General features: G+C 70.9%; 20 protein-coding genes and 1 pseudogene. 13 read left to right on the top strand and 8 right to left on the bottom strand.

Annotation, left to right across the window (positions count from 1 at the left end; translation table 11 throughout):
- Positions 1-308: 308 nt before the first annotated feature.
- Positions 309-1,421: a virginiamycin B lyase gene (locus ACIBH3_RS33700; protein WP_396315921.1), complete on the top strand. Its 1,113-nt coding sequence runs from the start codon at positions 309-311 to the stop codon at positions 1,419-1,421.
- Between the two features lie 1,415 nt (positions 1,422-2,836).
- Here ACIBH3_RS33700 and ACIBH3_RS33695 read toward each other — a convergent pair.
- Positions 2,837-4,516, bottom strand: a complete 1,680-nt coding sequence (locus ACIBH3_RS33695) for an IPT/TIG domain-containing protein (protein WP_396315920.1) — start codon at positions 4,514-4,516, stop codon at positions 2,837-2,839.
- A 1,172-nt stretch (positions 4,517-5,688) separates the two neighbouring features.
- Between ACIBH3_RS33695 and ACIBH3_RS33690 the strand changes: the two genes are divergently transcribed.
- The 4 genes from ACIBH3_RS33690 (at position 5,689) to ACIBH3_RS33675 (ending at position 9,391) form a co-directional block, all read left to right on the top strand.
- On the top strand, positions 5,689-5,925 hold the full coding sequence (locus ACIBH3_RS33690) for a hypothetical protein (protein WP_396315919.1): 237 nt from the start codon (positions 5,689-5,691) through the stop codon (positions 5,923-5,925).
- A gap of 731 nt (positions 5,926-6,656) precedes the next feature.
- On the top strand, positions 6,657-6,947 hold the full coding sequence (locus ACIBH3_RS33685) for a hypothetical protein (protein ID WP_396315918.1): 291 nt from the start codon (positions 6,657-6,659) through the stop codon (positions 6,945-6,947).
- A 1,200-nt stretch (positions 6,948-8,147) separates the two neighbouring features.
- Positions 8,148-8,810, top strand: a complete 663-nt coding sequence (locus tag ACIBH3_RS33680) for a GDSL-type esterase/lipase family protein (protein WP_396315917.1) — start codon at positions 8,148-8,150, stop codon at positions 8,808-8,810.
- A 206-nt stretch (positions 8,811-9,016) separates the two neighbouring features.
- On the top strand, positions 9,017-9,391 hold the full coding sequence (locus ACIBH3_RS33675) for a hypothetical protein (RefSeq protein ID WP_396315916.1): 375 nt from the start codon (positions 9,017-9,019) through the stop codon (positions 9,389-9,391).
- Here the strand turns inward: ACIBH3_RS33675 and ACIBH3_RS33670 are convergent.
- Entirely contained in the window at positions 9,388-9,981 is a 594-nt protein-coding gene (locus ACIBH3_RS33670; RefSeq protein WP_396315915.1) for a TetR/AcrR family transcriptional regulator, read from the bottom strand. The two genes, ACIBH3_RS33675 and ACIBH3_RS33670, sit on opposite strands and share 4 nt — an antisense overlap.
- Positions 9,982-10,081: 100 nt before the next feature.
- Here ACIBH3_RS33670 and ACIBH3_RS33665 point away from each other — a divergent pair, with 100 nt between their 5' ends.
- Complete coding sequence (locus tag ACIBH3_RS33665; RefSeq protein WP_396315914.1) at positions 10,082-11,311, top strand: alpha/beta fold hydrolase; 1,230 nt, start codon at positions 10,082-10,084, stop codon at positions 11,309-11,311.
- 63 nt (positions 11,312-11,374) lie between these two features.
- On the top strand, positions 11,375-11,767 hold the full coding sequence (locus tag ACIBH3_RS33660) for a nuclear transport factor 2 family protein (protein WP_396315913.1): 393 nt from the start codon (positions 11,375-11,377) through the stop codon (positions 11,765-11,767).
- A 134-nt stretch (positions 11,768-11,901) separates the two neighbouring features.
- Here ACIBH3_RS33660 and ACIBH3_RS33655 read toward each other — a convergent pair whose 3' ends face one another.
- Entirely contained in the window at positions 11,902-14,217 is a 2,316-nt protein-coding gene (locus ACIBH3_RS33655; RefSeq protein WP_396315912.1) for an ABC transporter permease, read from the bottom strand.
- The gene (locus ACIBH3_RS33650) at positions 14,214-14,939 is read right to left on the bottom strand and encodes an ABC transporter ATP-binding protein (RefSeq protein ID WP_396315911.1); all 726 of its coding nucleotides are present in this window, start codon (positions 14,937-14,939) and stop codon (positions 14,214-14,216) included. Before ACIBH3_RS33650 ends, ACIBH3_RS33655 begins: the two co-directional genes overlap by 4 nt.
- A 138-nt stretch (positions 14,940-15,077) precedes the next feature.
- Between ACIBH3_RS33650 and ACIBH3_RS33645 the strand changes: the two genes are divergently transcribed.
- The 3 genes from ACIBH3_RS33645 to ACIBH3_RS33635 all read left to right on the top strand — a co-directional run bounded on the left by ACIBH3_RS33645 (position 15,078) and on the right by ACIBH3_RS33635 (position 17,417).
- Positions 15,078-15,899: a sensor histidine kinase gene (locus tag ACIBH3_RS33645; protein WP_396315910.1), complete on the top strand. Its 822-nt coding sequence runs from the start codon at positions 15,078-15,080 to the stop codon at positions 15,897-15,899.
- The gene (locus ACIBH3_RS33640; RefSeq protein ID WP_396315909.1) at positions 15,896-16,621 is read left to right on the top strand and encodes a response regulator; all 726 of its coding nucleotides are present in this window, start codon (positions 15,896-15,898) and stop codon (positions 16,619-16,621) included. The genes ACIBH3_RS33645 and ACIBH3_RS33640 overlap by 4 nt, the downstream gene beginning before the upstream one ends.
- Positions 16,622-16,823: 202 nt before the next feature.
- Positions 16,824-17,417, top strand: a complete 594-nt coding sequence (locus ACIBH3_RS33635; protein ID WP_396315908.1) for a choice-of-anchor C family protein — start codon at positions 16,824-16,826, stop codon at positions 17,415-17,417.
- A 1,083-nt stretch (positions 17,418-18,500) separates the two neighbouring features.
- Here the strand turns inward: ACIBH3_RS33635 and ACIBH3_RS33630 are convergent.
- The 4 genes from ACIBH3_RS33630 to ACIBH3_RS33615 form a co-directional block, all read right to left on the bottom strand.
- The gene (locus tag ACIBH3_RS33630) at positions 18,501-19,784 is read right to left on the bottom strand and encodes a hypothetical protein (RefSeq protein ID WP_396315907.1); all 1,284 of its coding nucleotides are present in this window, start codon (positions 19,782-19,784) and stop codon (positions 18,501-18,503) included.
- Positions 19,785-20,526: 742 nt separating this feature from the next.
- Positions 20,527-20,748, bottom strand: a complete 222-nt coding sequence (locus ACIBH3_RS33625) for a helix-turn-helix transcriptional regulator (protein WP_010981499.1) — start codon at positions 20,746-20,748, stop codon at positions 20,527-20,529.
- Entirely contained in the window at positions 20,748-21,233 is a 486-nt protein-coding gene (locus ACIBH3_RS33620) for a DUF2975 domain-containing protein (RefSeq protein WP_396315932.1), read from the bottom strand. Before ACIBH3_RS33620 ends, ACIBH3_RS33625 begins: the two co-directional genes overlap by 1 nt.
- A 195-nt stretch (positions 21,234-21,428) precedes the next feature.
- The gene (locus ACIBH3_RS33615; RefSeq protein WP_396315906.1) at positions 21,429-21,788 is read right to left on the bottom strand and encodes a hypothetical protein; all 360 of its coding nucleotides are present in this window, start codon (positions 21,786-21,788) and stop codon (positions 21,429-21,431) included.
- Positions 21,789-22,154: 366 nt separating this feature from the next.
- On the opposite strand from ACIBH3_RS33615, the gene ACIBH3_RS33610 reads away from it, so the two are divergent.
- From ACIBH3_RS33610 to ACIBH3_RS33600, 3 genes and pseudogenes are all read left to right on the top strand, one after another.
- The gene (locus ACIBH3_RS33610; RefSeq protein WP_396315905.1) at positions 22,155-22,670 is read left to right on the top strand and encodes a hypothetical protein; all 516 of its coding nucleotides are present in this window, start codon (positions 22,155-22,157) and stop codon (positions 22,668-22,670) included.
- Between the two features lie 156 nt (positions 22,671-22,826).
- Entirely contained in the window at positions 22,827-23,162 is a 336-nt protein-coding gene (locus ACIBH3_RS33605; RefSeq protein WP_396315904.1) for a hypothetical protein, read from the top strand.
- Between the two features lie 12 nt (positions 23,163-23,174).
- A pseudogene (locus ACIBH3_RS33600) lies at positions 23,175-23,414 on the top strand (lytic polysaccharide monooxygenase); the annotation flags it as partial.
- Positions 23,415-23,811 lie beyond the last annotated feature (397 nt).

Genomic DNA, 23,811 nt, shown 5'->3' with positions numbered 1-23,811 from the left:
CGGTTCGGATCAGGAAGCAAGCGCGCCATTTGGTGGCCAGAAGGACTTACGAACTGCGGTCACATGAGAGGCACCGCACCGGGTGTCGAAGGCATACGTCCGACATTTCCCTCCACTCACCGTTTCTGACGTCGACTCAGTGGGGATTGTATGTGTGCAGCGATCACGAAATGCGATATCGGCCTGAGCCGCGTGTCGCGGTATCGGGCAACTGCGCCGCCCCCCTCTCCCACAAGCCCGACGTCGGCGATGCGGGTCCTGCCGACGCTCCGGCTCCCGCCGTGTCCCTTCGGAAAGGTGCCTGCCTCATGTCTCACTGTCCTGGCCGCCTCAGGCGGCTCTATCGTGCGATCGCCGTCCTGGCCCTGACGGCCGCGCTCGGCGCGCCCGGCACCGTCGCCTTCGGTGACTCCCCGCACCACGCCGGATCCCTGCGCCCGTGGGTGAAGTCCTGCCTCCGGCACCGGGGGCCGGCGGGGCTCGTGCACTGCCTCGGCAAGCACGCCCGACCGGAGGCCTCGCAGCCCCGCCTGACCTCGACCATCGACGAACTGGCGACGCCCACCGCCGACTCGGCCCCGATCGGCATCACCGCCGGGCCGGACGACGCCCTGTGGTTCACCGAGAACGCCGCGAACGCGGTGGGGCGCGTCACCACGACCGGGACGTTCACCGAGTACTCGGTGCCCACCAGCGGCGCGGGGCCGGCCGAGATCGTCGCCGGGCCGGACGGCGCCCTGTGGTTCACCGAGTCGAACGCTGACAACATCGGCCGGATCACCACCGGCGGTACGGTCACCGAGTACGCGCTCCCGACCTCGGGCGCCTACCCGTGGGGCATCACCGTCGGGCCGGACGGCGCCCTGTGGTTCGCGGAGCCGGGCGCCGACAAGATCGGGCGGATCACCACCGGCGGTACGGTCACCGAGTACGCGCTCCCGACCTCGGGCGCCTACCCGCTGGGCATCACCGCCGGGCCGGACGGCGCCCTGTGGTTCACCGAAGTGCTCTCCGGAAGCATCGGGCGGATCACCACCGGCGGTACGGTCACCGAGTACGCGATTCCCTCGTTGGACTCGCTGGCCATCGGCATCACCGCAGGGTCGGACGGCGCCCTGTGGTTCACGGACGCCGGCGCGGCTCAGATCGGACGGGTCACCACGGCGGGTGTGTTCACCGCCTACGACCTCACCGATTCCATCTTCCCGTTCCCGTGGGGCATCACCGCAGGGCCCGACGACGCCCTGTGGTTCACCGAGACGGACGGTAACGACATCGGCCGGATCACCACGTCGGGGACGATCTCCGAGCTGTCGGTCCCGACCTCCGGCGCGAACCCGCTGGAGATCACCACCGGATCCGACGGCAACCTCTGGTTCACCGAGAACTACGTGAGCCAGATCGGACAGCTAACCCCCTGACAGGGCAGGCGAGGTGAACACTCGCCCCCGCTACACCTGCACCCGCTCCCGCCAAAGTCTCGCCGGTTCTCATCCCGGACGGGTGCGGGTGTGGGTGCAGGTGCGCGTACCGTCCGGCAGCACGACGACGCAACCCGTTCGGGTGATCCTCTCCAGCACACGGTCCGGCCACGGGGCCAGGGCCACCGGCAACCGGACTTCCCGCCGACCTGTCGGCGCCCACGCCGGCACCCGAACCCGCCGGTCGGTGGCACTACTGCACCGGGCGGAGGACGGCGGCACGGTGACGTACGGCACCGGCATCCGGTCCGCCAGCTCCACCGTCCGTCCCAGCTGCCGCATCGCGGTCTTACCCGCAGCAGCGGGCCCGGAACTGATCAGGCCCCGCCGGGCCCCGCCGGCCTGCCCTGCTCAAGGACCAGCAGCCGACGCACCCGAAGTCGCGATCTTGCCCATGGCCGGGGTCCTGAGGACCACGAACGCCGCGTGGTACCCTTCCCGCTCCTGCACCGTCCACGCCTTCGCTGGGCTGCGTCCAGGGGGACTCCACGAACCGCGCCACGTGGGGTGCCGGTACGAATCGTGTCACCAGCCGCAAGGGGTGGTGATCTCGGGAGGGCGTCACTCGTGAGGGTGTGTCCGAGCCGTACGGCTGCGATGGGTGAAGCCCCGGACCCGATCGACGATCGTGGCCCGTATTCCGTTGGACCTGGATGAACTGGTCTAGCACTGGACGCTGCTGAAGGACCAGCAGGCGCTCGTGTCCGGCCAGCGCGGTGCGACGCCACTGGGCTTCGCCGTGAGTGTTGCGCGCATGGAACGCAGGCCTGAGCAGGTACGGGTGGAGCTGCCGGCACGTTGCCGCGCGGAGAGCGTCGAGCCCCACACCGGGCCGGTGCGACCGGATCGTCGCGGCCGCCCTGCGAGCGGCTGAGGAATCGCTGACCGCACAGATCTCCTCGCGGCTGACCGCGGCGAGCATGGAGCGGCTGGTGGCCGGCCGGTGGCCCTGATGGCGGCCGGCACCGACCAGGACGACGATGCTGAACCCGGCGATGGCGGCACCCAGGGCGGGGACGCACCGCCGGTGCTCGGGAAGATCAAGGAAGCGCCGGGCGACGTGAGCCCGGAGACGATGCTCACCGAGATCGACAAGCTCCTGGCGGTGCGGGAGTTCGGCGGCTGCCGCCGGACCTGTTCCTCGACGTCGCACCCGGTACCGCTGCGGGTGACTGCACAAGCGGGTGTGGGAGATCACCGACACGCTGGTCGAGCTGCCGATCTCCACGGTGCACCGGATCGGGGCGCGGGCGGGGAAGAGTGGCCGCCCGCCTCGACCTCACGGCGGCCACGGTGCCCGGCCTCCGCACTGCGGGCGGTGGAGAGGCGGCCGGGGACCGTGCGGACGGGTGGGGTCAGATGTCGGGTTCGGAGACGTAGGTGAAGGTGCCGGCAGGGGAGCCGCCGAGGCCTGTGATGGTGACGTCGACGGTGCCGTCGGTGCCGCTGGGCGGGGTGGCGGCGGTCAGGGTGGTGTCGGAGATGACCGTGAAGGGCGCCGGGGTTCCGTCGAAGGTGACCTGGTCGGTGCCGGCCAGGCCGGTGCCGGTGATGGTCACTTCGGTGCCACCGGTGGTGGGCCCGGTGTTGGGGCTGACGCTGGTGACGGTGGACGCGTCGAGGTACGTGTACGAAAGGCCGTCGGTGGTCCCGCCGGGGGTGATCACGGTGACGGCGACGCCGCCCGGCGCCGGGGCACCGGCAGCCCGGACGGTGATCTGGGTGTCGGAGACGGTTTGGATGACGGCTCGGGTCGCGCCGAGGAAGACATTGATGGTCCCGGCGAGGTTGCGGCCGGTGATGACGATCTCCTGGTCACTGCCCGCAACAGGGCCCGTGGCAGGGCTGATGCCCGTGAGGGCGGGGGTTGGCGTGTAGTAGAAGGTTCCCAGGGTCCCGGTGCCGCCGGCGGTGGTGACCGTCACGGGAACGGCGCCGGATCCGGCGGGGGTGGTGACGGTCATCGAGGTCGCGGTGTTGGCGGTGATGGTGGCCTGGGTGGCGCCGAAGTGCACGGCGGTGGCGTTGGCCAGGTGGTGGCCGGTGAGTGTCACGGGGGTTCCGCCCCCGGTGGATCCGTGGTCGGGGATCACGGTCGTTGCCAGAACCTCGACGGTTCCGGCGAGCGTGTTGGTCACATACGCGCGGGTTCCGTCGGGAAGGAATGCGATGTCGGTGGGGCCGTCTCCCACGCCGATGTTCTCCACGACAGTGTTGGTGGCGGTATCGATCACGCTCACTGTGTCCGGTTCGGCGTTCGGCACGTACACGTGGGAGCCGTCCGGGCTGACCGCCGGTACACGCGGCTGGGCGCTGACACCGACCGAGGCCGTGACGGTGTTGGTCGCCGTGTCGATCACACTGAGAGCGGAGTTGCCGACGACCGTGACGTAGACGCGGGTTCCGTCCGGGGTGACGGCTAGCAGGATGGGGAAGCTGCCCACGCTGATGGTGTCGGTGACGGTGTTCGTGGCGGTGTCGATCACACTGACTGTGCCCGGGATCTGGTTGGCCACGTAGGCGCGGGTTCCGTCCGGGGTGATGACCACGCCGGTTGGCGCGCCACCCACGGTGATGGTGTCGGTGACGGTGTTGGTGGCGGTGTCGATCACATTCACGGTGGAGGTGCCGGCGGTCACGTAGGCGCGGGTGCCGTCAGGGGTGATCGCCACGACGGTCGTGGGATCGCTGACCACGATGTCTGTGATGACGGAGTTGGTCGTGGTGTCGATGACGCTGACGAGAGCGGCACCGGCGAAGGTCACGTAAGCGCGCGTTCCGTCCGGGGTGAACGCCACGAACGTCGGCCCGGCGTTCGTAGGGATGGTGTCGGTGATGGTGTCGGTGGCGGTGTCGATCACACTCACTGTGTTCGAGCTACGGTCGGCCACATAGGCACGGGCACCGTCGGGCGTGACAGCGATTCCCTGGGGCGTGTCGCCCACCGAGATGACAGCCCCAGCCACGAACGCGGCTCTCAATCCGGAGCCGCGTGCCTGAGCCGGCAGAAGCGAAAGCGGTGCGAGGGTGAACATGACGCTCCCTGAGGTAGGTGGGACGCTCTTGTCCCACATGCGGAGATGGCCTGCTCCACCGCATGGGCCGGCAGCGGGCAGACGGCCGGCCGGGATCGGACCGGCGATCTACACATAGTGCGAATTACCCTTCCGGCGAAGGCTTTTAACATTTGCGTCATATATCTGATTCTCCGACCATCTCTTTATCGAGGCCCGGTTCGGGTGACTCACCCCACCCGAAGTTCGCTACGCGGGACGGCAGCCACCGCCTGCACCGCACCGTGATGTTGGTGAATCGACCGATTGATGAGCAAGATCGGTAAGCGGCGGCGTGCGGCCGGATCGGCACCGGATCATGCCCATGAAAGGTGTCAGAAAGTCGATGTGCTCAAGAACTTGAGGAGCACCATTCTCTGTACGATCTGGTGATCTCGCTGGAGCGCTGCGGCTTCGCTGCCGAGATCCAGACGAGATTGCCCTGATCATCGGTCAGCGGGAGGAACAGCGGGCCGTGGTCCTTATGCTTTCCGCTGTAGTTGGGCCGGTTCTCGTCCCCGGTGTGGCGGCCTGTCCGCACTGGCATGCCGTCCAGCAGCACCACGACGTCACCCTCTCGGGTGCGCTGCTGGAGCTGCTCCAGGAGTTCGCGGTGCGCGGGCGGTGAGGAGACCGATCACTTCCAGCAGCCAGCGGTGCACGGTGGAGGTCCGCGGTGGCGCTCGACAGTGACGGGCGGCCCTGGTGGACAAGTCCTCCAGGGCCCTCGGCGGGGCCGGTGTTCTTTACATGGAATCCACAACTCCCGCCGGGTGTCCATGAGTTACCGATGGACTCGGCCGCTTGGCGCGGCGGCGTACGACATCAGCGCAAGGGAGTGGCGACCCGCCGGGGTCCGTTGCAGCCGGCCTCGATCCGCCAGGCACCGCAGCTGGCCGCGCACTGGTTCAACCGGCGCCGGCTGCACTCCCTTGCCGAGTGCCAGTGCCACGTCCCCCGCCTTGACCGCTCCTTCGATCCCCGCGACGGCCTTGAGGCTCGCCTGGTAGTCGAGGGCAGCACGCCAGCCTCCATGCCTTCTTCGTTGTGAGGGACCAGCAGCATCCCGCCCGCCCCGGGAGTCCCACGGGGCGGGCGTTAATGATCTTGTGCGAGCATCGAATCTACTGGCGGGTTCGCTCGTTGGCACCCGTATGGCAGACAGACCCGACTCCCACCCGGCCGGGCCCCACGGGGCCGATGGGGCCATCAGCGCGATCGTCCAGGCGGTACGCGCGGGCGATGACGAGCAGATCCGCGAGCAACTGGCTCTCCTGGCAGTCCGCGCGGACGTGCCGGTGTTGTACGCGCTGCGCGACGCCCTGGCCAAGGACCTGGACGCCGGGGTATCCCGCTCTCCCGGGGCTTCTGCCCGGGCAGGTCGCAAGTGAGCTGGATGCGACCGATCACCAGGACGGGGGGCCTGTTCCGTCGATGGGACAGACCGGAGGAGGACGTGCAGGCGCTGGTGCGCCAAGCAGGCGTGGAGCGATCCCGCTCCCGCTGAAGACGCTCCGCTTCCTCTGCCGGCGTTGATCGAGCGGGCGTGGGCGCTGGGTTCCGTGAGCATACGGGGCACGCTGGAACGTAGGGCCGCAGCCATCGCAGCCCTGGCGTGGCTGAGGTCGAAGATGGCCGCGCTGGACCGCGCTGGGCGCATGCCCGCGCGAAGTCACGGTGATCCCGTTCGAGTGCGATCGCCTTCGACATGAATGACGCGCCGCCAAAGCTCCCGAGCGCAGCGCTGGCGCGAGCTGATGGCCCGCCGCCGCGAGGCCGAGGTGCCAGAGCAGCCGGAGAACGCGCTTCGGCCTCTGGAGTGTGTACGCCCCCTTCCGGACGGCTGGGCCTGCACCCGGTGGCGTGACCCAGGCGCCGTGGGCCCCCGGGCCCGGGCGGTGCACGTCGCGTACTGGCCCGGCATCCGCCCCCGCGTCGGAGAGCTCAGCAGAACCCGGTCGACCGGTGTGGCCATGGCTTGCGGCGTGCGTACGAAGCACGGACGGGCGACGAGATGTTGCTGGCCGGGTCACGGGGAGGAGACGCTGAGCGGGCGTCACCGGGTGCCAGAGACCACGGTCGGCACCGCGTCGACTGTGCTGCGCAGAAGGAGTGAGTGCAAATGAGAGTCATGCTGAGAGCCCACCTTGACACCCAGGTCTCGAATGAGGCGATCAAGGACGGCACACTGCCGAAGATCATGGAATCGATGATCGAGCGGCTCAAGCCCGAGGCGGCCTACTTCGGCCCCAGCGAGGGTGGGAGGTCCTGCACCTTCGTCTTCGACCTGCAGGACAGCTCACAGCTGCCCACCATCGCGGAGCCGCTCTTCCAGGAACTCGGCGCGAAGATCGAAATCCAGCCGGTGATGAACCCCGCAGACCTGCAGAAGGGTCTCGCGGCTCTGAAGTAGCAGAGCCGCAGTGCGAGGACCCGGCGCTCCCGCCCGGGGCGTGGCCGCGAGGGCGGGCCGGGTCCCGCGCTGCGGGAAGCTGACCGGACAGCGCGTCGCTCTCCTGGACTCCCTGCACGCCACCAGCAAGGCCGGTAGCTGACGCCTGCCCGGCACGACTCTGTCGTCCGCTTGGGCGTCCGGCTGATGCGGGCCGCGCGGGTGGGCGGGAACCGCGCACCGAGGCGCCGCCTGCGGGAGGGAGCGCCTCGGGTGGCTGCCGGAGACGGAGTTCGTCCTGCCGGGTCCACATGACCACGCCGCCGCCCTCCAGGTACCTCGCGGCTGCGTACGACCGCGCAGAATGCCTCAGCCGCCACCACGCTCTCCAGCGCCGTGCTGGCCGCGCCGGACGAGAACGAGTTGGCCACGGCGGCCCGGCCCGTCCCTGGCCCGAACCGGCGAGCTTTGGGTGTCGGTGCAGGTCAGCGGCCGGTTGGAACGGGCCGGGGCTGGCCTGTTCGGGGGTGGCGGGGTTCGGCCCGGCGGTCGGGCGGGCAGAGCCTTCGGCATGACGTCTGGGCGCCGCCGTCGTCGCCGCCCGGCCACGCCCACCATGCCCGCGCCCGCTGCTCCGGTCCGCGCTGCGAGGCCGTCGGCCCCGGCCCGGCCGGGTAGCGGGTGCTGTCGGACCTGGTCCAGCGAGCACATCTCGCCGGGCGGGATGGTCGTCCGCACCACCTGGCACGAACCCGCGTGCAGGACCTGGGGTCGTCCGTGACCGCCGACGGGGTGAGCACCGGACCGGCTCGCGTCCGAGTCTGCGCGGTCCTCGTCCACCACGGCCGCCTCTGCCTGATCCGCCGCCAGCGCCCCGCCGGCTCCGCGAGAGGCTCTGCCCTCTCCGGAAGTGCCCCAGGACCAGCTGGGCGGGTTCACGCCCGGAGGAGGAGCTGTCTGGGGGTGGGCAGGAACCCGGCTGCCCCGCCGGCCCCCTGCCGCCGCGCCGGGGGCCCGCCCGTGCCGCAAAGCCTTACCCTGGCTGATCGGCGCTCCGGCGAGGGGTGCTCGCAAGGCGGAGCCGTCGTGCGAGCGGCATGTCGGGGGACTGTCAGCCGGGTGACGGCGGAATGCCGACGGCTGTCGGTCCGGTGACGGCAGGGCATGGCACCTTCGAGAGGTCCCGACCCACCACTCCTCGCCGGAGTCCAAGGAGCGCACATGACGATCATCATCCGACCGGGAAGCACCATGATGTTCACCGGCGACTCGATCACCGACTGCCGACGGCGGGAGAGCGAGGACGGCCTCGGGTACGGCTACCCGCTGCGCGTCGCGGGCGAGTGGGGACACCGGCACCCGGACCGGCCGGTGACCTGGCTGAACACCGCGAACGGGGGCGACAAGGTGATGGATCTGGAAGCCCGTTGGCAGACGGACGTGCTCGACGCGCGCCCGGACGTGGTGTCGATCCTCGTCGGGGTCAACGATATGGGCTGGCACACACTCGACCCGAAGGGGTACGTGATACCCGCGGAGCGGTTCGAGGCGGGCTACGACCGTCTTCTCGCGCCCCTCGCGGAGGCGGGCACGGAGCTGATCCTCATCGAGCCGTTCCTCCTGCCGATCCACGGCGTCATCGAGGCCGGCGCCTCGCTCATCGGAGAGGCGGAACGCGACGAGTGGCGCACCGACCTGGACCCGAAGATCCAGGCCGTACGCAGGCTCGCCCGCAGGTACGGCGCTCACCTGCTCGCCGCCGACGGCATGTTCGCCGAACTCGCCGCGACGACCGGACCGGAGCACTGGGCCGCGGACGGCGTACACCCGACGGCGGCCGGTCACGCCGCACTCGCGGCGGCCTGGCTGCGCCTGGTCGCGTGACCGGGCGGGGCGGGGCGTATTGACGCCCGGCCCCACCCTTGCACTCCGTTCTGCGCGGGCAGAACGAAGTGATCAACCCTGTGATGACGCAGGGCGCTCCTACGGCCCGGCCCGGCCCGGTGCTGGTCAGGGCCTGGTCCTGGTTTTGGTCAGTCCCATGGGGCCCGGGGCCGTCGTCCAGGTCGGCGATCGGCCACCAGAGGTCGGTGCCCGGGCCTTCGTTCACCTCGATGCTGCTGTCCGGTGCGTGCAGCCGGCGCAGCTGCTCGGCGGTGGCGATGCGGAACTGGAACAGCTACGCCACCACCGCCCAGGTGCTCTCCACATCCCGCGTCTCGCTGTACGGCTCCGCGCCCGTCCTTGCCCTGGCCGCCCTATCCGCAGCCCTCGGCGCCCCGTTGCCCGACCGCCTTCGGCAGCCGGCCGAACCGATCAGCACGCAGTCCGGTGACGTCGCCACTCACACGCGATCAGCCGTCAACACCCCACCCGGGCCGGGACACGCCCTGCCTGCGGCCTTCCGCAACACCTTTGGGCCGTGGGGCGCCCGGGCGTCGGAAGTTCAGCTGCGCCACGCTTAAGCCATGCCCGGCGCACCCGTGTTGCCGAGCAGCCTTTCCACGAGTAGTTCCGGGTAGCCGGAGGCCGGCGGATCGATACCGAAGATCGCCCGTAGGTAGAGCGGCGCGATGAGCTGATCGAGGATCTGCTCCAGGGGCGGGGGGTTCTCGCCGCGGGCAGCTGCCCGCTCGCGGATGCGCTCGATTGAGTGGAGCCTGCGCTGGAAGTGCTGTGCGCGTTCCGCCTGCGCGTCGGCGCTGCTCGGCATGGACAGGGCGACGGCTCGTACGAGCAGGCGGCCTTCGGGCGTGCGGATGCTCGCCACCCCCGCTTGCGCCCAGGCGATGAGGTCCCCGCGCAGGGTGCCGGTGTCGCTAAGTGGCCAGTCCCGTTCGAGGCGGGTGGTGACCACGTCGGCCAGGAGCGCCTCACGGCTGCCCCAACGCCGGTAGATGCTGGTGTGGTTCACCCCGGCGTGCTGTGCGATCGCGGGGATGGTGAGCTCCGCGCCCCCGGGGGCGGACAGCAGGTCGATGACCGCCTGATGGACGGCCGAGCGGACCTGCTCGGGGCTCTTGCGGATGCGTGCGGTCGGTTGTTTCGGAGTCACCCCCACATCCTAAGCACAGATGTTTGCTTCGCGGCGCTCGATGGGTCTACAGTTCTGTCGCAAGCACAGATCCGTGCTTAACGCCTGAGGAGAGTGTGCGATGAAGCGGCTGCTGTTCCCGAACAACCCCCAGTTCTGGTACGAGACCCTGCGCTCGATGAGCCACATCGCCTACGGCGGCGCCGACTTCGGCGAGGTCGTCGCCACCAGCGAGTGCATCGTCGAGGGCGACTACGACAGCTGGCACGCCGAGTGGATCGCCACCGCGGACCGCGTGTCCGGCGAGGCCCAGCAGGCGCTGGAGGCCGGCCACAGGGTCAGTGCCCGGGACGGGTTCCTGCGGGCGTCGAACTACTACCGCTCGGCGGAATTCTTCCTGCACGGCCACCCCTGCGACCCCCGCCACGACCACGCCTACGACCGCAGCGTCGCCTGCTTCCGAACCGCCGCCGCCCTCTACACGCCACGCATCGAGCCGGTCCGTATTCCCTACGAGGGCACTACGCTGCCGGGCTACCTCTACCGCGCCGACACCACCGGCGTACCGCGGCCGACCCTGATCATGCACTCCGGTTTCGACGGCACCGCCGAGGAACTCCACTTCAGCGGCGCACTGGCCGCCGTGGAGCGCGGCTACACCGTCCTGACCTTCGACGGCCCCGGACAGCCCGGACCCCGCCACCACCAGGGCATGGTCTTCCGCCCCGACTGGGAGAACGTCATCACCCCTGTGATCGACTTCGCCGAGACCATCCCGGAAGTCGACAACAGCCGTATCGCGCTGCTCGGTTCCAGCATGGGCGGCATCCTCGCGCCGCGGGCAGCCGCCTTCGAGCACCGCCTGGCCGCGCTGATCGCGGTCGACGGCGTCTACGACCTCGGCCAGATATCCGTCCGCAACATCCCCGGCGACCGCAAGGAAGCCGAACGACTCCTGCGTGCCGACACCGCCCCCGAACTCGACGCCGCATTCGAACAGCTCCTCGCCCAGGACGCCACCGCACGCTGGGCGATCAACCACGGCATGTACGTCATGGGCGTCGACACCCCCCGGGCATTCAGTGCCTCCTACCTCGACTACACCCTCGACAACGGCATCGCCGAGCAGATCCAGTGCCCCACCCTCGTCTGCGACGCCGCCGAGGACGAATTCTTCAAGGGCCAGCCCGAACAGCTCTACGACCACCTCACCTGCCCGAGAACCCTCATGGTGTTCACCGCCGAGGAAGGCGCCGGCGCCCATTGCCACCCCGGCGCCATGCGCCTCTCCCTCGCCCGCATCTACGACTGGCTCGACAACACCCTCACCAACACCAACACCAGCGCCTGAGGTCCCGGCCCATCAGGCACCGCCGCGAACCCCTCTCATCCGAATCCGCCCGAAGGACCTCTCATGACCCGCACCGGCATCAAGGCCGCCATCACCGACCTGCTCCTCAACGAGGACATCACCCTGGAGGAGGCCGCCGACCGCCACTTCACCCCCGACTACCGCCAGCGCACCGACGGCGAGTGGGCCGACCGCGCCGAGTTCCTCGACCACATCGCCCACCTGCGCACGCTCGTCGCCGGTGGCGAGATCGAGGTCCACGAAGAGCTCTACGACGGCAGCAAGTACGCCGACCGGCACACCTGCCACATCACGAAGAAGGACGGCTCGACCGTGAGCATGGAGGTCTACGTGTTCGCCGACCTCGTCCCCGACGGCCGCTTCCAGCGCATCGAGGAGACCACCCTGATGCTCAAGGGGTCCGACGCCGACCGCAACCTCGGCAGCGCCCGCTGACCACCCCCACGCCGCAAGGAGATCGCGCACCGGCAGCGGATCAGCGACATCCGGTGAGCGAGCCGCCAGGGCCGGACCGTGTCGTGTCCGGCCCCGCGCGGCGTGCGAAATCGCCCGGCCCGACCGTACCCGCGTCACTCGTTGCGCAGCACCTCGGCGATCGGCAGCCGGGCCGCCGAGCGGGCCGGGACGAGTGCGCCGAGGACGGCGATCGCCACGCCGGCCAGCGCGAGGCCGGTCAGCAGCGGGGCACCCCAGACGTCGATCATCCCCTCCGGGAAGTCCATGATTCTCACGTGCTCGACGATCAGCCGGTGCGCCGCGATCCCGACCGGGATGCCGATGATCCCGCTGACCGCGCCCTGCCAGGCCACCGAGGTCACCGTCATGGCGACGACCTGCCTCGGCGTCATCCCGATCGACTTCAACATGCCGAGGTCGCGGCGGCGTTCGCGGATGTTGAGCAGCAGGGTGTTGAAGACGCCGAGCGCGGCGACCACTGACAGCAGGACGGTGAAGATCGTGGTGAAGGTCCTGATGGCGACGATCGCCCCATCCGTGTGGGTCGTGACCACGGAGGGGGAGAGGCTCGGGTCGGCGTCCGTCACGGCCTTCAGGTACGCCTTCGCGTCGGCGCCCACGGCGAGCTTCACGTCGTACTCGGCCACGTGCGGGTCCGGGGTGAGCAGGGCCCTGGTGGCGTCGTTGGACGTGAACGCCCGGGGGTTGCCCTGAAGCTCCTCGCCGACGATCGTGACCGTCACCTGGCGGCCCTCCAAGTGCAGGGTGAGCCGGTCACCGAGCCCCAGCCCGTGCTGGTCGAGGAAGGCCGGCCCGGCCTCCACCTCGCCGGGCCCGGTCGCGGCGCGGCCCTTCACCACCTGGAGACGGCCCGTCGAGGCAATGTCGTCGCCGCCGTAGAAGTTGACGAATGCCCACTGGGTGTAGCCGACCAGGCCGACCCGGACCAGCCCGCGGCTGGAGACCCGCTCGGCGCCGGGGGCGGTGCGCAGCATCGCCTCGGTCTGGGCCGGGGTCAGCCGGGGCTCGATCTCGTTGTCCGTGAAGTTGACGGTCTGCACGTCGACGTGGGTGTGGCGTTCGTCAGCATGGGTCATGGCCTTGCCCAGGGTGCTGCTCACCCCGGTCGTCACCGTCACGGTGACGACGCCCAGCACGATCGCCGACATGGTCAGCGCGGTACGGGCCGGGTGGGCGAAAGGCTGGCCGAGGCCGAGGCTGACGGCGCGTGGCAGCCGGGTGCCGCTCAGCCAGCGCTGGACCTTCAGCCCGCGGCCGGTGCGCGGCGCGCTGCCGGCCGAGATGGCCTGGGCGGCGGGGAGCCGGTGGGCGCGCGAAGCCGGGACGAGCGCGGCGACGGCAACCAGCAGCGGCACGCCGAGCAGGGTGGCGGCGGGCAGCCAGCCGGCCGGCTCGATCACGGCGGTGCCGGTCACGATCCCACTGAAGGCGGTCTGGAGGATCGGGTGGGACGCCGCCCAGCCGGCCGCCGTACCGAGGGCGGTACCGACGATCGCGGGCACAGAGACCATGGTCAGGTAGACCACGACCACCTGGCGCGGGGTGAAGCCGATCGACTTCAGCACGCCGATGTGCCGGTAGCCGGAGACCACCGCGCCGCTCACCACGTTGCCGACGATCAACACGGCGACGACCAGGCCGAGTACGCCGAAGACCGTCATCAAGGGCAGGTACGCGTCGGCGCCGGCGGAGAAGGCGTGCTTGAGCACCAGGTACGACTGCGCGCTGGCGAGCGCGTCCGTGGGCATGCCCTCGGTGGCCGTGCCGAGGGCGGCGGTGAGCTTCGGCTCGGTACCGACGTCGGAGAAGCGGTAGAGCATCTGACGGCCGGTGGGGTGCAGGGCGGCCGCCTGCTCGGGGGTGACCCAGCCGCCGGCGGACTGGCTCATGCTGGACGCGAAGCCGACGACGGTGAGCTTCACCCCGGTGCTGGTGGTGACCGGTTTGTCGAGAAGCGCATCGTTCCAGCCCCGGAACGGCTGCTGGATGACCACCTCGCCGGGCGCGGTCGCCCAGCGGCCGGCCAGCAGCTCCATCCGGTCCACCGGGCCGGCCGGGTCGGCCCGGCCGACCAGGGTCAGCGGGCCCGGCGGGCGCCCGGCGAACTGGGTGGGGATCTCCACTATGGCCTGGTCGAACGGTCCGGCCGCCGCCTCGACGCCCGGCCGGTGGGCGGTGGCGGCCAACTGCTCCGGCGAGGCCTTTGCCGGGTCGAAGGCGGCCACGACATGCGCGCCGTGCTGGATTCCGAAGGCGTCGTCGAAGGGGGCCCGGGCGGCGCTGATCACTGCCAGGGCGAGCAGCACGGTCGTGGTGGAGCAGAACACCACCAGGCCGATCACGAAGGTCTGCACCCGGCGGCGCTTCACGGCTGCGCGCGAGGCCCGCCACACCGCACCACCATTCACGACTGCGGCTCCAGCATCCGCTCGCGCGCCACCTTGCCGTCCGCGACCTCGACCAGCCGGCTGGCGCAGCGGGTGGCCAGGTTGGGGTCGTGGGTGACGATCAGCAGGGTCTGCCCGATCTGGTTGAGGTCGATCAGCAGGTCCATCACCTGCTCGCCCGAGCGGCTGTCCAGCGCGCCGGTGGGCTCGTCCGCGAGCAGCAGGGCCGGGCGGTTCATCAGGGCGCGGGCCACCGCGACCCGCTGGCGCTCGCCGCCGCTGAGCGTGGCCGGGTAGACGTCCTTGCGGTGCGCGACGCCGAGTTCGTCCAGCAGCTCAAGTGCCCGACGGCGTGCCTGGCGGGCCGTGGTGCCGGTCAGCTGGGCGGCCAGGGCGACGTTGTCGAGGGCCGGGAGGTCGTCGATCAGGTTGAAGAACTGGAAGATCATGCCGATGTGGCGGCGCCGGAACAGCGCCAGCCCGGTCTCGTTCAGCTGCCCGAGGTCGTGCCCGTGCACCCGGACGGTGCCCGTGGTCGGCCGGTCGAGCCCGGCGACCATGTTCAGCAGGGTCGACTTGCCGCACCCCGAGGGGCCCATCACGGCGACCGCCTCGCCCGCCCGGATCCGCAGGTCGACGCCGTCCAGGGCCTTGGCGTCGCCGAATTCCTTGTGGACCCCGGACAGCTCGACGACGACCTGCGCGCCGTCCTGCCGGGTGGTCCCGTCGTGATCATTGCTCATGGCACCGACGGTAGGAGCAGCGGCCCCAGCCGGGCGTCCCACCCCGGATGTAATCTTCCGGGGCCGTAGTACCGGGGATGTACCCGGGCGGCACCCCCGGATGATGTGGATCAAGACCTGAACTGGCAAGCTGGCGGGGTGTGGGGAACTGAGACGGGCTGGGTCGCCGCCCTGGTGGCGGCGGCCGCGGCCGGCTGGCTGGGGGTTGCACGGGCCCGGGCGCGACGGGCGCACCGGGCGGCGATCGGCGAGCGCGGCTGGCTGCTGGAGCGGGAGCGGGAGAGCGCGGCCCGCACGGCCGTCGACGCCGAGCGGGCCAGGATCGCGGCCGAGCTGCACGACATCGTCAGCCACAACGTGAGCCTGATGGTGGTGCAGTCCTCGGCGGCGCGCGAGGTGCTCACCACCATGCCGGAGGAGGCGGCCGCCGCGATGGCAGCCGTCGAGGCCGCGGGCCGGAGCACGATGACCGAACTGCGGCACCTGCTGGGCCTGCTGGCCCCCGCACAGGACGGCCGCGACGACCCGGCCGAGGCCGAGTTCGCGCCGCAGCCGAGTCTGGCCCGGCTCAGCCCGCTGATCGACCGGTTCGCTTTCGCCGGCCTGCCGGTGGAGGTGCGGATCTCCGGCGAGCCGAGGCCGCTGCCCGGCGGCATCGACGTGACGGCGTACCGGATCATCCAGGAGGCGCTGACCAACGCGCTCAAGCACGGGGACGGGGTGAAGGCGGAGGTGACGGTGCGGTACGCGGACCACTACCTGCGGGTTGAGGTGCTGAACAGCGGACCGAGCGTGCTCGCCGGCGACACGCCGGCCGAACGGCAGCCGGCCGACGGGGCCGGGCGCGGGCTGGTCGGCCTGCGCGAGCGGGTCGCGGTGTACGGCGGCGACCTCGACGCCCGGCGCCGGCTCGGCGGCGGCTTCCGGGTCCGCGCGCGCATCCCGCTGGACCGGCCGTGACAGGGTCGGTTCCCGAAGACGACGTGGAGCACGGCGATGTGGAGCGCCGCCCCAGGGTGGTGATCGCGGACGACCAGGAGCTGGTGCGCACCGGCTTCCGGATGATCCTCGCCGCGCGCGGCATCGACGTCGTCGCCGAGGCCGCCGACGGCGCCGAGGCGGTCGCGGCGGTGGTCGCGCACCGGCCCGACGTTGCACTGCTGGACATCCGGATGCCCACCATGGACGGCCTGGAGGCCGCCCGCCGGATCCTCGAACGGGTCCCGCAGTGCCGGGTGATCATGCTGACCACCTTCGATCTGGACCACTATGTGTACGCGGCCCTCGCCGCCGGTGCGAGCGGCTTCCTGCTCAAGGACGTCACGTCCGCCCATCTCGCTGCCGCCGTACGGCTGGTGGACACCGGGGACGCACTGCTCGCGCCGTCGATCACGCGCCGCCTGGTCGAACGGTTCGCGGCCGGCACCCCGCGGCCGTCCGCCGCAGTCGACGCCCCGGCGCTTCACCGCGACCTGGCCCCGCTGACGCCGCGCGAGGTGGAGGTGCTCACGCTGCTCGGGCGCGGGCTGTCCAACACCGAGCTGGCGGCCGAGCTGACGCTGAGCGAGTCGACGGTGAAGACCCATGTGGCCCGGATCTTCGCCAAGTTGCACCTCCGTGACCGTGCGCAGGCGGTGGTCCTGGCGTACGAGACCGGGCTCGTCGCGCCGGGAGGAGGGTGAACGGGGCACACCGTCCTCGTGCGCACCGCCGGCGGGCCGGACTCAGTATCGCGGTCCCGAGGATTCCAGGGAATCCGAGGCCAGAGCATTAGATGGGATTTGATGTCTTTCTTTCGGGGTCTTTTCCCGGTCCTTGAATCCCCCTAGGTTATTCGTGAGCACACCACTTCAGTGTGATGCCAGCCGTTCGGGAGGGAAATCCATGCTTGCCATGCGCACCTGTGTCATCGCCGTCACCTCTGTCCTGCTCGCCAGTGCCGGCGCCACGGCCTCGGCGCAGACCGTCAGCCGCTTCGACGACGGCAGTTTCGAGTACCCGAGGGCAACGGCCAACAGCTTCACCAGCCTGTCCGCAGGGCAGGCCATCGGACCGTGGCAGGTGACCGCGGGGAGCGTCGACCTGATCGGCGCCGGCTTCTGGCAAGCGGCGGAAGGAGACCAGTCCGTCGACCTCAACGGCAGCAATTCCGGCGCGGTGGCCCAGACCTTCACCACCGTCCCCGGCACGACCTACACCGTCACCTACGCCCTGGCCGGTAACCCCGGAGGCGCCCCGGCCCTCAAGACCGGCAGCGCCCTCATCGACGGGCAGAACTTCCAGGACTTCTCCTTCAACACCACCGGCAAGACGTTCACGAACATGGGATACGTCAACCGACAGTTCACCTTCCGGGCCACCGGTTCAGCCACCGTCGTCGCTTTCGCCAGCACAACGCCCGACAGCGCGTACGGGCCGGTCGTCGACGACGTCCGGATCCAGCCCTGCGCACCTTGCCTGCCCTGCGGCAACGGCTGACGGGCGCGGCACTCGGGCTGGGCGGGGCCACCTGGCGCTCGCCCGGCTCGAGCTGGGCGTCCAGGATCCCTGGGCGATGCTGGCGGGCGACACCCTGACCCAGTGCGCGACGAGCGCGGACACGCTGTTGGCACACGGTTGGGACGCCGGCAGGATCCCGGCCATCGCCGGGCCCCGCCCCCGCCAACCTCAGCCGCACCCGCGTCGGCCCGGCGTTCGTTCTCCGCCGGCGGCCTCGCATGCACGCCGGGCTCGGCGCGCTGCGCGAGCTGTCCTGGTGTCAGCTACGCCCGGCGGGCCTTCCGGTTGTTCAGCCACGCACCGAGACTGACGACCCGGAGGGGTGTAGTCGCCATCCGACCCGGTCCCAGTGAGTCCGTAGACAGTCCGCAGACTGCTTACCGGTGAAGGCACCAGTACCTGGCCCAGAGTCGACTCTTGTCCCACGGACGATGTGCCACTTGGCCAGCCAGGATCGCAGACGCTGCGCGGAGTCCAACAACCATGACGATGATGACTCCACCAGCTGCCGGGAGCACTTGCGTAGCTGTGGAACGACGACATCGATGGTGTTGAACCAGAGGCACCGCCGCTCGCGAAGTCGCAACCGGCAGGCGGATGGGGGGCTCCGGCCTTCCCGTCGAAAGGCGGCGGGGCTGGAGCCCCCAGCGCCCGGGCAACCTGTGGACGACCCCTGGCCACACCTGCCCAACGGCTCCAGCCCGGCGGGGGCTTCCGCGAGGAAGCGTCGTTCTGATGGCCGGACTGCGCGCGACTGCGGCTCGGCGGGGGTTGCACCGTCGCCGCCGTCCACAGCATGCGGCATGCCTCCGCTCAACCGGCCACCACGCCGACCCTCGCCGACCCTCGCCGAACCCGCCGTCGCCGCCGTTCCCGGTGTTGCGGCCCTGGGGGAGCGGCTGCCCACCGTCTCCTGGCGCGGCCTCGCGGTGCTCGCCGCCGGGCTGGCCTTCTTCACCGTCCCCACGGACGGCCGCCGACGGCGCTGGCCGGCGCGCGTCGGCCCGACCGGCCCGCCCCGCGGTGTACGGCTGACGGCGTGCCACGGCGGGGGCGGAGGGGTTACGCGGTCGCGCAGTCCAGGACCCGGCCGTCGGCCGTGCCGACCAGCAGGCGTCCGGGCTCGGTGGCGGTGAGCGCCGTCGGGACGGTGGGGACATCGGCGACGGTCAGCCGGTGGCGCCAGCGGAGGGTGCCGTCGTGGAGGTCGAGGGCCAGGAGCTCGCCGTTGCGGTAGGCGAGGTAGGCGGTGTCCGGTTCGGTGTCGAGGTCGGTGGCGACGTGGTCGCTGCGGAAGACCCAGCGGGGCGCGCCGTCGGTGGCCGCGCGGCGGACGACGAAGGAGCCGCCGGGCTGCAGCCCGTGGCCGCTGTAGACGGTGCCGGCGTGCACCAGGTCACCCTCGGCCGTCTCCGCGCCGGGGCCGGGGAAGTGCGTCTCCCCGGGCTCCCAGGAGAACGGGAACAGGGGCTGGACACCTGGGCCCTTGGGGGAGCGCACGGAGAGCCAGTGCCGCTTCGGCCACCGGCGGGCCCGTGAGGCCTGGTTGACGTAGTCCCGGCTGCCGTGCCGGATCCGCAGGCGCTCGTGCCGGTCGACGTATGCCGTGGTCCGGTGCTGGATCAGCAGACCGTCGGCGAGGGCGGTGCGGACGGGCTGCTCCGGGTCGTCCTCCTCCCGGTTGAGGGTGGCCAGGACCGTGCCGTCCGGCAGCTCCTCGACGGCGAGGACGTGCCGTCGGGCGTCCCAGTCCGGGCTCAGCGCGGAGAGCGCCCGCTCGGCCTCGTCCCGTCCGTCGGGGCGCGGGGCGGGTACCCGGGGGCCGGCCAGGTCGGCGGCGGTGAGCGAACGGGGCGCGGCGGCGAGCCAGTCGGGCCGCCGCACGACGGCGACGTGGCCCTCGACGTGTGCCGTCCGTTCCTCCTTCCACTCGTCGGGCGGTGCCATCAGCACGCGCAGCGCCTGCTCGTCGAGCCAGGTCAGTCCGAGGACCTGGCGGCCGAAGTCGTGCTCGATGAGGGAGGTGGTGGCGCCCGATTCCCAGTCGAGCAGGAGCAGCTCGCCCTCGAAGAAGTAGCCGCCGTCGTACTCCCCGGTGCCCACGGCTAGCAGGGGCGCCGTGGGGTGGAACGCCAGCGCGTGCACCGGGAAACGCGTCCGGAGCACGGCACGGCAGCCGAGGTCCCCCGTGCCGTACACCCCCACCGTCGCCCTGCCGGCGAGCCCGCGCTCGCCCGCGACGGCGAGCAGCCCGCGTCCCTCGTCGGACACGGCCAGGACAGGCTGACCGACCTCGGCGAACGGGCGGTCGCCGAGGACGCGGAGGACGCGGAGCGGGGAGGTCATGCAGGAGATCCTCCCAGCAAGCGGCGTCGGGCCCTTGCCCGGGCCTCGCCGAAAGCCGGCACAGCCCCGAACATCAACGGGCGTCTCAGAAGAGTTGATGGCCGCGAGGGCTTGGTGGTGCGCGCCCACCTGACGGCGGAGGCGGTCAATCCGGCTGGCGTTGCCGTTCGGGACCTCGTTGACTGCCCGGTGGGCGACCTCGAACACCATGTGGTTCAGGCCGCGTTCGCCGGTCGAGCCGATGTACAGCCCGGAACGCTTCCTAACGGCGTCCAACCCCTCCAGCTGGATGTCAACGGCTTCGTACGTGCTGGCTTCCCCGCTCACGATGTTCCCTCCGAGGGTGTCCAGCAGAGCTCCCCAGCTTAGGCGGATTCCGGGAAAGCACCAGTTCAGGACATGTTTGCCAAGGGCGTGGGCGGGCGTGTGAGCGCCTGTCCGGAGGCGGTTGACGCCTGGTTCGCGAACCGCCGCCGGATCGCGGCTGCGGGCCCGGCGAAGCACGACGACCAGAGCGACGAACTCCCGCCCTTCCGCGTTGGAAGGACGGGAGTCTGCTGTGGGGAGGTCACGTTCGCAGGTCGCGATCGTCGACCAGGACGGTGCCGTGCAGGACAGTCGGAATCCACTCAACGGGGTCGGGACGGTGCCGCGGATGATCGGCGATCCACGTCCGTGCGGTCCACGCGCCGCGTAATCACGGGCCGGTGGTGCCAGGCGTTTTCACGCCCGCCCCGGGGCGTCATCCGCCCGCGGCGTCCTCGGCCTCCCAGCGCAGCAGGTCGCCCGGCTGGCACTTGAGCACCTCGCAGAGCGCGGCGAGCGTCGCGAAGCGCACCGCCTTGGCGCGGCCGTTCTTGAGTACCGCCAGGTTGGCGGGCGTGATCCCCACGCGGTCCGCGAGCTCGCCCACGGACATCTTCCGCCTGGCCAGCATCACGTCGATGTCGACGGCGATCGGCATCAGATCACCTCGTCCAACTCGGCCTGCATCTGTGCCGCTTCGACGTCGCGCGCGACGGCCTGGGCGAGCAGCATGCGCAGCACGAGCACGAGGAGCGCGACCCCCAGGATGGCCACGCCAACCCCGCCCATGATGACGGTGACGCCCGGGTCGTCCCGCTGGCCCGGCGCATTGACGATCGTGACCGCGAACCACACGAGGGCAGCCGCCACGATCGCGCCGATCACGACGTCCACGTACCGGAAGGCGGCGTGGGAGAACACGGTGCCGCGTCGCACCATCGTCACCAGCCGCCATACGCAGACCAGGGCGACCTGGGCCGACACCATGCCCAGGATCGTGATCACGCGCAGTGGGGTCAGCGGGAGCGACCCGTCCTCCGGGTCGGCGGCCAACGCCCACACCATCAATGCCTGTACGAACACGGTGCCGGCGAGCACCACCACGAGCACGGCCCGCAGCGCACCCACTGTCAGCTTTCCCATCGCCCATCCTTCCATCGAGTTGCGATGAGAATCTATCGAATGTCGATAGGTGAAGCAAGAGCTGAGACGGAAGGTGGGCGGCGGTTTCGCACCGTGGCGGGCCGCCGCCGCCCCCTCCCGCGGCATGGCGTTCGCGCAAACCGCCTTGATCTTGTCGAAGTCGGCCTCGGTTGGCACAAATCGGATGCCATCCGACTACGCCGAGGCTATGGGTGTCCGGTCTGCCCGCTGGCTGCCGGGAGGTATGCCCGGACGAGGTCCGCGACGGGCGACGCGGCCGGATTGAGGGGAGATGCCAGCCGCCCGCAGGTGTTCGCGGAGAGCTTCCGGGCTCATCGGTTCCCCGGCCTGGCGGCCGGGGCCCTTGATGACGACGACCGCGCGCACGGGCAGGGCCAGGGCGGCGTGGGGCGCCCCGAGCTCCCGGGCGACGGTGCTCTCGACGGCCTCGGCGACGGCCGCCAGGTCGAGCAGCCAATGCGCCGTCGAGCGGCCGATCCCGAACTCGGCGAGCGCGTACGTCGCCCATGACGGGTGCCCGAGCGCGCTCCACACCCGCGCCTGGTGGGCCGCGCGGATCCACCGGGCTCGGCGCCTCCGGCCGCTTCGAGACGGGCGTACGCGCTCATCACCATGCGCCGCCGCGTCCGAGAGGCCGGGAACCACCTGTCGCCCGGGGCCAGCAGGGTCGCCCCCCTCGGGCAGCACCGGCCAGGCCCCGCCAGCGCCTTCGACCTCACTCTTCGACGGGTGACGTTCCTCCGGGAGTCTGAACCGCCGGAGGTGTGCGGAGCGTTGTCAGGTACGGAGCCGCCGAACGGGGGCTCCATCCCATCGGCGGGACGGGGGACCGGTACCGCGCGCCGTCACGACACCATGCCCGGGCGCGGTCAGGACCGCTCCGGGGCGAGGAGGAACGCCATGACCATCCGCAGGACGTCGAAGCGGCTCGTCGCACTCGCAAGCGCCGTGACCGCCCTGGCCGGTGTCATCGGCCTCAGCACCGCCACCAGCGCGTCGGCCGACGTCAACGGCGAGTGGAACTGCTCGCGTAACCCGCGCGGCTGGGACCACATGGACTGGGGCAGCTGTCTGCTCCCCGGCGACACGCTGGTCTCCGGCAACGGTGACCAGCGGCTCGTCTACCAGAAGGACGGCAACCTCGTGCAGTACGACGAGGGCGGGTTCGCGGTCTGGGCCTCGGGGACCACCAACACCTCGCCCGGCAAGGTCATCATGCAGTACGACGGCAACTTCGTCGTCTACGACACCTTCAAGAACGCCCGGTGGGCCTCCGGGACCGCCTTCGGCTGCAACCCCAGCGCCAACTGGGTGCGCCTGCAGAACGACGGGAACCTGGTCGTCTACCGCCCCCACGGCGACGGTCCGTGGTCCGCCGTCTGGTCCACCCGCCACGGCCGGGAAGGCAGCTGCTGACCTGACCCGGACCTGCCGGAAGCCCGGCGCCGGCGGCCATCCCGGGACGGCCGCCGGCGCCCCCGGCCGGGCGCCGGACGTCGATGGGGGTACCTCCCGGCCGGTGGCTTGGGAAGTACCCCATCACGAAGGCAATCCGCCCGCTGCGGGCACCCGATGACCCGCCAGGCCGGGCTCGTAGCGCCGAGCTTCACGGCCCGCTCGGCTGAGGCAGCACCCTGGCCTGCTCCCGCGACTCGCCACACTGCTCCGACTGCCAACGGCCACTCGCCCCGGCACGGCACCGTTGACCACCCGCGCAGCCGGGCCGCCGCCATCCGTGACAAGGACCCCTCCCTGCTCTGCGAGCCCGCGCGGGAGCTGAACACCAGCACCACCTGGCAGGAGGTCCTCCCGGGCGCCGCACGAATGCTCGCCGATCAGACCGTCACCTACGACTACACGGCCTACCACACCAACGAGACCTGGCCCCACCGCTGGTACATCACCTGAGACGGGTGGGACCCGGTCGGTGGCCTGGCCTGGGAAGACCTCGACCCCACCCCCTTCCTGGTCGAGAACCAGGGAGCCGCCCGGCAGGAGGACTCCACCCAGTGGGAGTTCGCCACTCTCCCGCACCGGGAAGGGAGGGCCGCGATCATGCAGGTCTGGGGCGGCTACGGCGGCCCCGACACCCCGGAAGGCGACAACGGCGGCAAGACCGGTGAGTTCTTCCTGTCCGTGTGCGACGTGAGCCTCGTCTGACAGCAACCGGCACGGAACAGGAGACCGGCGCCGACACTGCGATCGACGGTACTCGCCACGATCACGTGCGTGGTCACGCCCAGCCGCACCTCGAGGGTTCCGCCGAGTCGTTCGGGTCGTCGCACAGCCCCTCCGGAGCATGCTGAAGGGCGTGGCGGTGTCTGTCCAGGCCACCGCTTTCCCGACGCAGAGTGCGACGAACTGGTCCCTGCGCCAACCCCTGCATCCAGGGGCCCGGGCCCGGCCTCAGCATGAAGCTCGCTGAGGACGGGCCTCTTCATGGTGTGACTGATCGAGACAGGTGACCTTCCCCTCGTAGCGTAGAGACCGTGACTGCAGGGGAAGTTGGGAGTCATGGCAGACAAGAGGCGGAAGTTCGACGCGGAGTTCCGTGAGG

The organism is Kitasatospora sp. NPDC050543 (assembly GCF_044457565.1).
Taxonomy (GTDB): Bacteria; Actinomycetota; Actinomycetes; order Streptomycetales; family Streptomycetaceae; genus Kitasatospora.
The sequence above is the reverse complement of the archived record's forward strand: the minus strand, read 5'-3'. Positions and strand labels throughout refer to the sequence as shown.

Excerpts from the sequence above, each read along its gene's own strand:
- ACIBH3_RS33700 (WP_396315921.1), top strand. The coding sequence starts at position 309 with ATGTCTCACTGTCCTGGCCGCCTCAGGCGGCTCTATCGTGCGATCGCC.
- ACIBH3_RS33695 (WP_396315920.1), bottom strand. The coding sequence starts at position 4,516 with ATGTTCACCCTCGCACCGCTTTCGCTTCTGCCGGCTCAGGCACGCGGC.
- ACIBH3_RS33690 (WP_396315919.1), top strand. The coding sequence starts at position 5,689 with ATGGCAGACAGACCCGACTCCCACCCGGCCGGGCCCCACGGGGCCGAT.
- ACIBH3_RS33685 (WP_396315918.1), top strand. The coding sequence starts at position 6,657 with ATGAGAGTCATGCTGAGAGCCCACCTTGACACCCAGGTCTCGAATGAG.
- ACIBH3_RS33680 (WP_396315917.1), top strand. The coding sequence starts at position 8,148 with ATGACGATCATCATCCGACCGGGAAGCACCATGATGTTCACCGGCGAC.
- ACIBH3_RS33665 (WP_396315914.1), top strand. The coding sequence starts at position 10,082 with ATGAAGCGGCTGCTGTTCCCGAACAACCCCCAGTTCTGGTACGAGACC.
- ACIBH3_RS33660 (WP_396315913.1), top strand. The coding sequence starts at position 11,375 with ATGACCCGCACCGGCATCAAGGCCGCCATCACCGACCTGCTCCTCAAC.
- ACIBH3_RS33650 (WP_396315911.1), bottom strand. The coding sequence starts at position 14,939 with ATGAGCAATGATCACGACGGGACCACCCGGCAGGACGGCGCGCAGGTC.
- ACIBH3_RS33635 (WP_396315908.1), top strand. The coding sequence starts at position 16,824 with ATGCTTGCCATGCGCACCTGTGTCATCGCCGTCACCTCTGTCCTGCTC.
- ACIBH3_RS33630 (WP_396315907.1), bottom strand. The coding sequence starts at position 19,784 with ATGACCTCCCCGCTCCGCGTCCTCCGCGTCCTCGGCGACCGCCCGTTC.
- ACIBH3_RS33625 (WP_010981499.1), bottom strand. The coding sequence starts at position 20,748 with ATGCCGATCGCCGTCGACATCGACGTGATGCTGGCCAGGCGGAAGATG.
- ACIBH3_RS33620 (WP_396315932.1), bottom strand. The coding sequence starts at position 21,233 with ATGGGAAAGCTGACAGTGGGTGCGCTGCGGGCCGTGCTCGTGGTGGTG.
- ACIBH3_RS33610 (WP_396315905.1), top strand. The coding sequence starts at position 22,155 with ATGACCATCCGCAGGACGTCGAAGCGGCTCGTCGCACTCGCAAGCGCC.
- ACIBH3_RS33605 (WP_396315904.1), top strand. The coding sequence starts at position 22,827 with ATGACCCGCCAGGCCGGGCTCGTAGCGCCGAGCTTCACGGCCCGCTCG.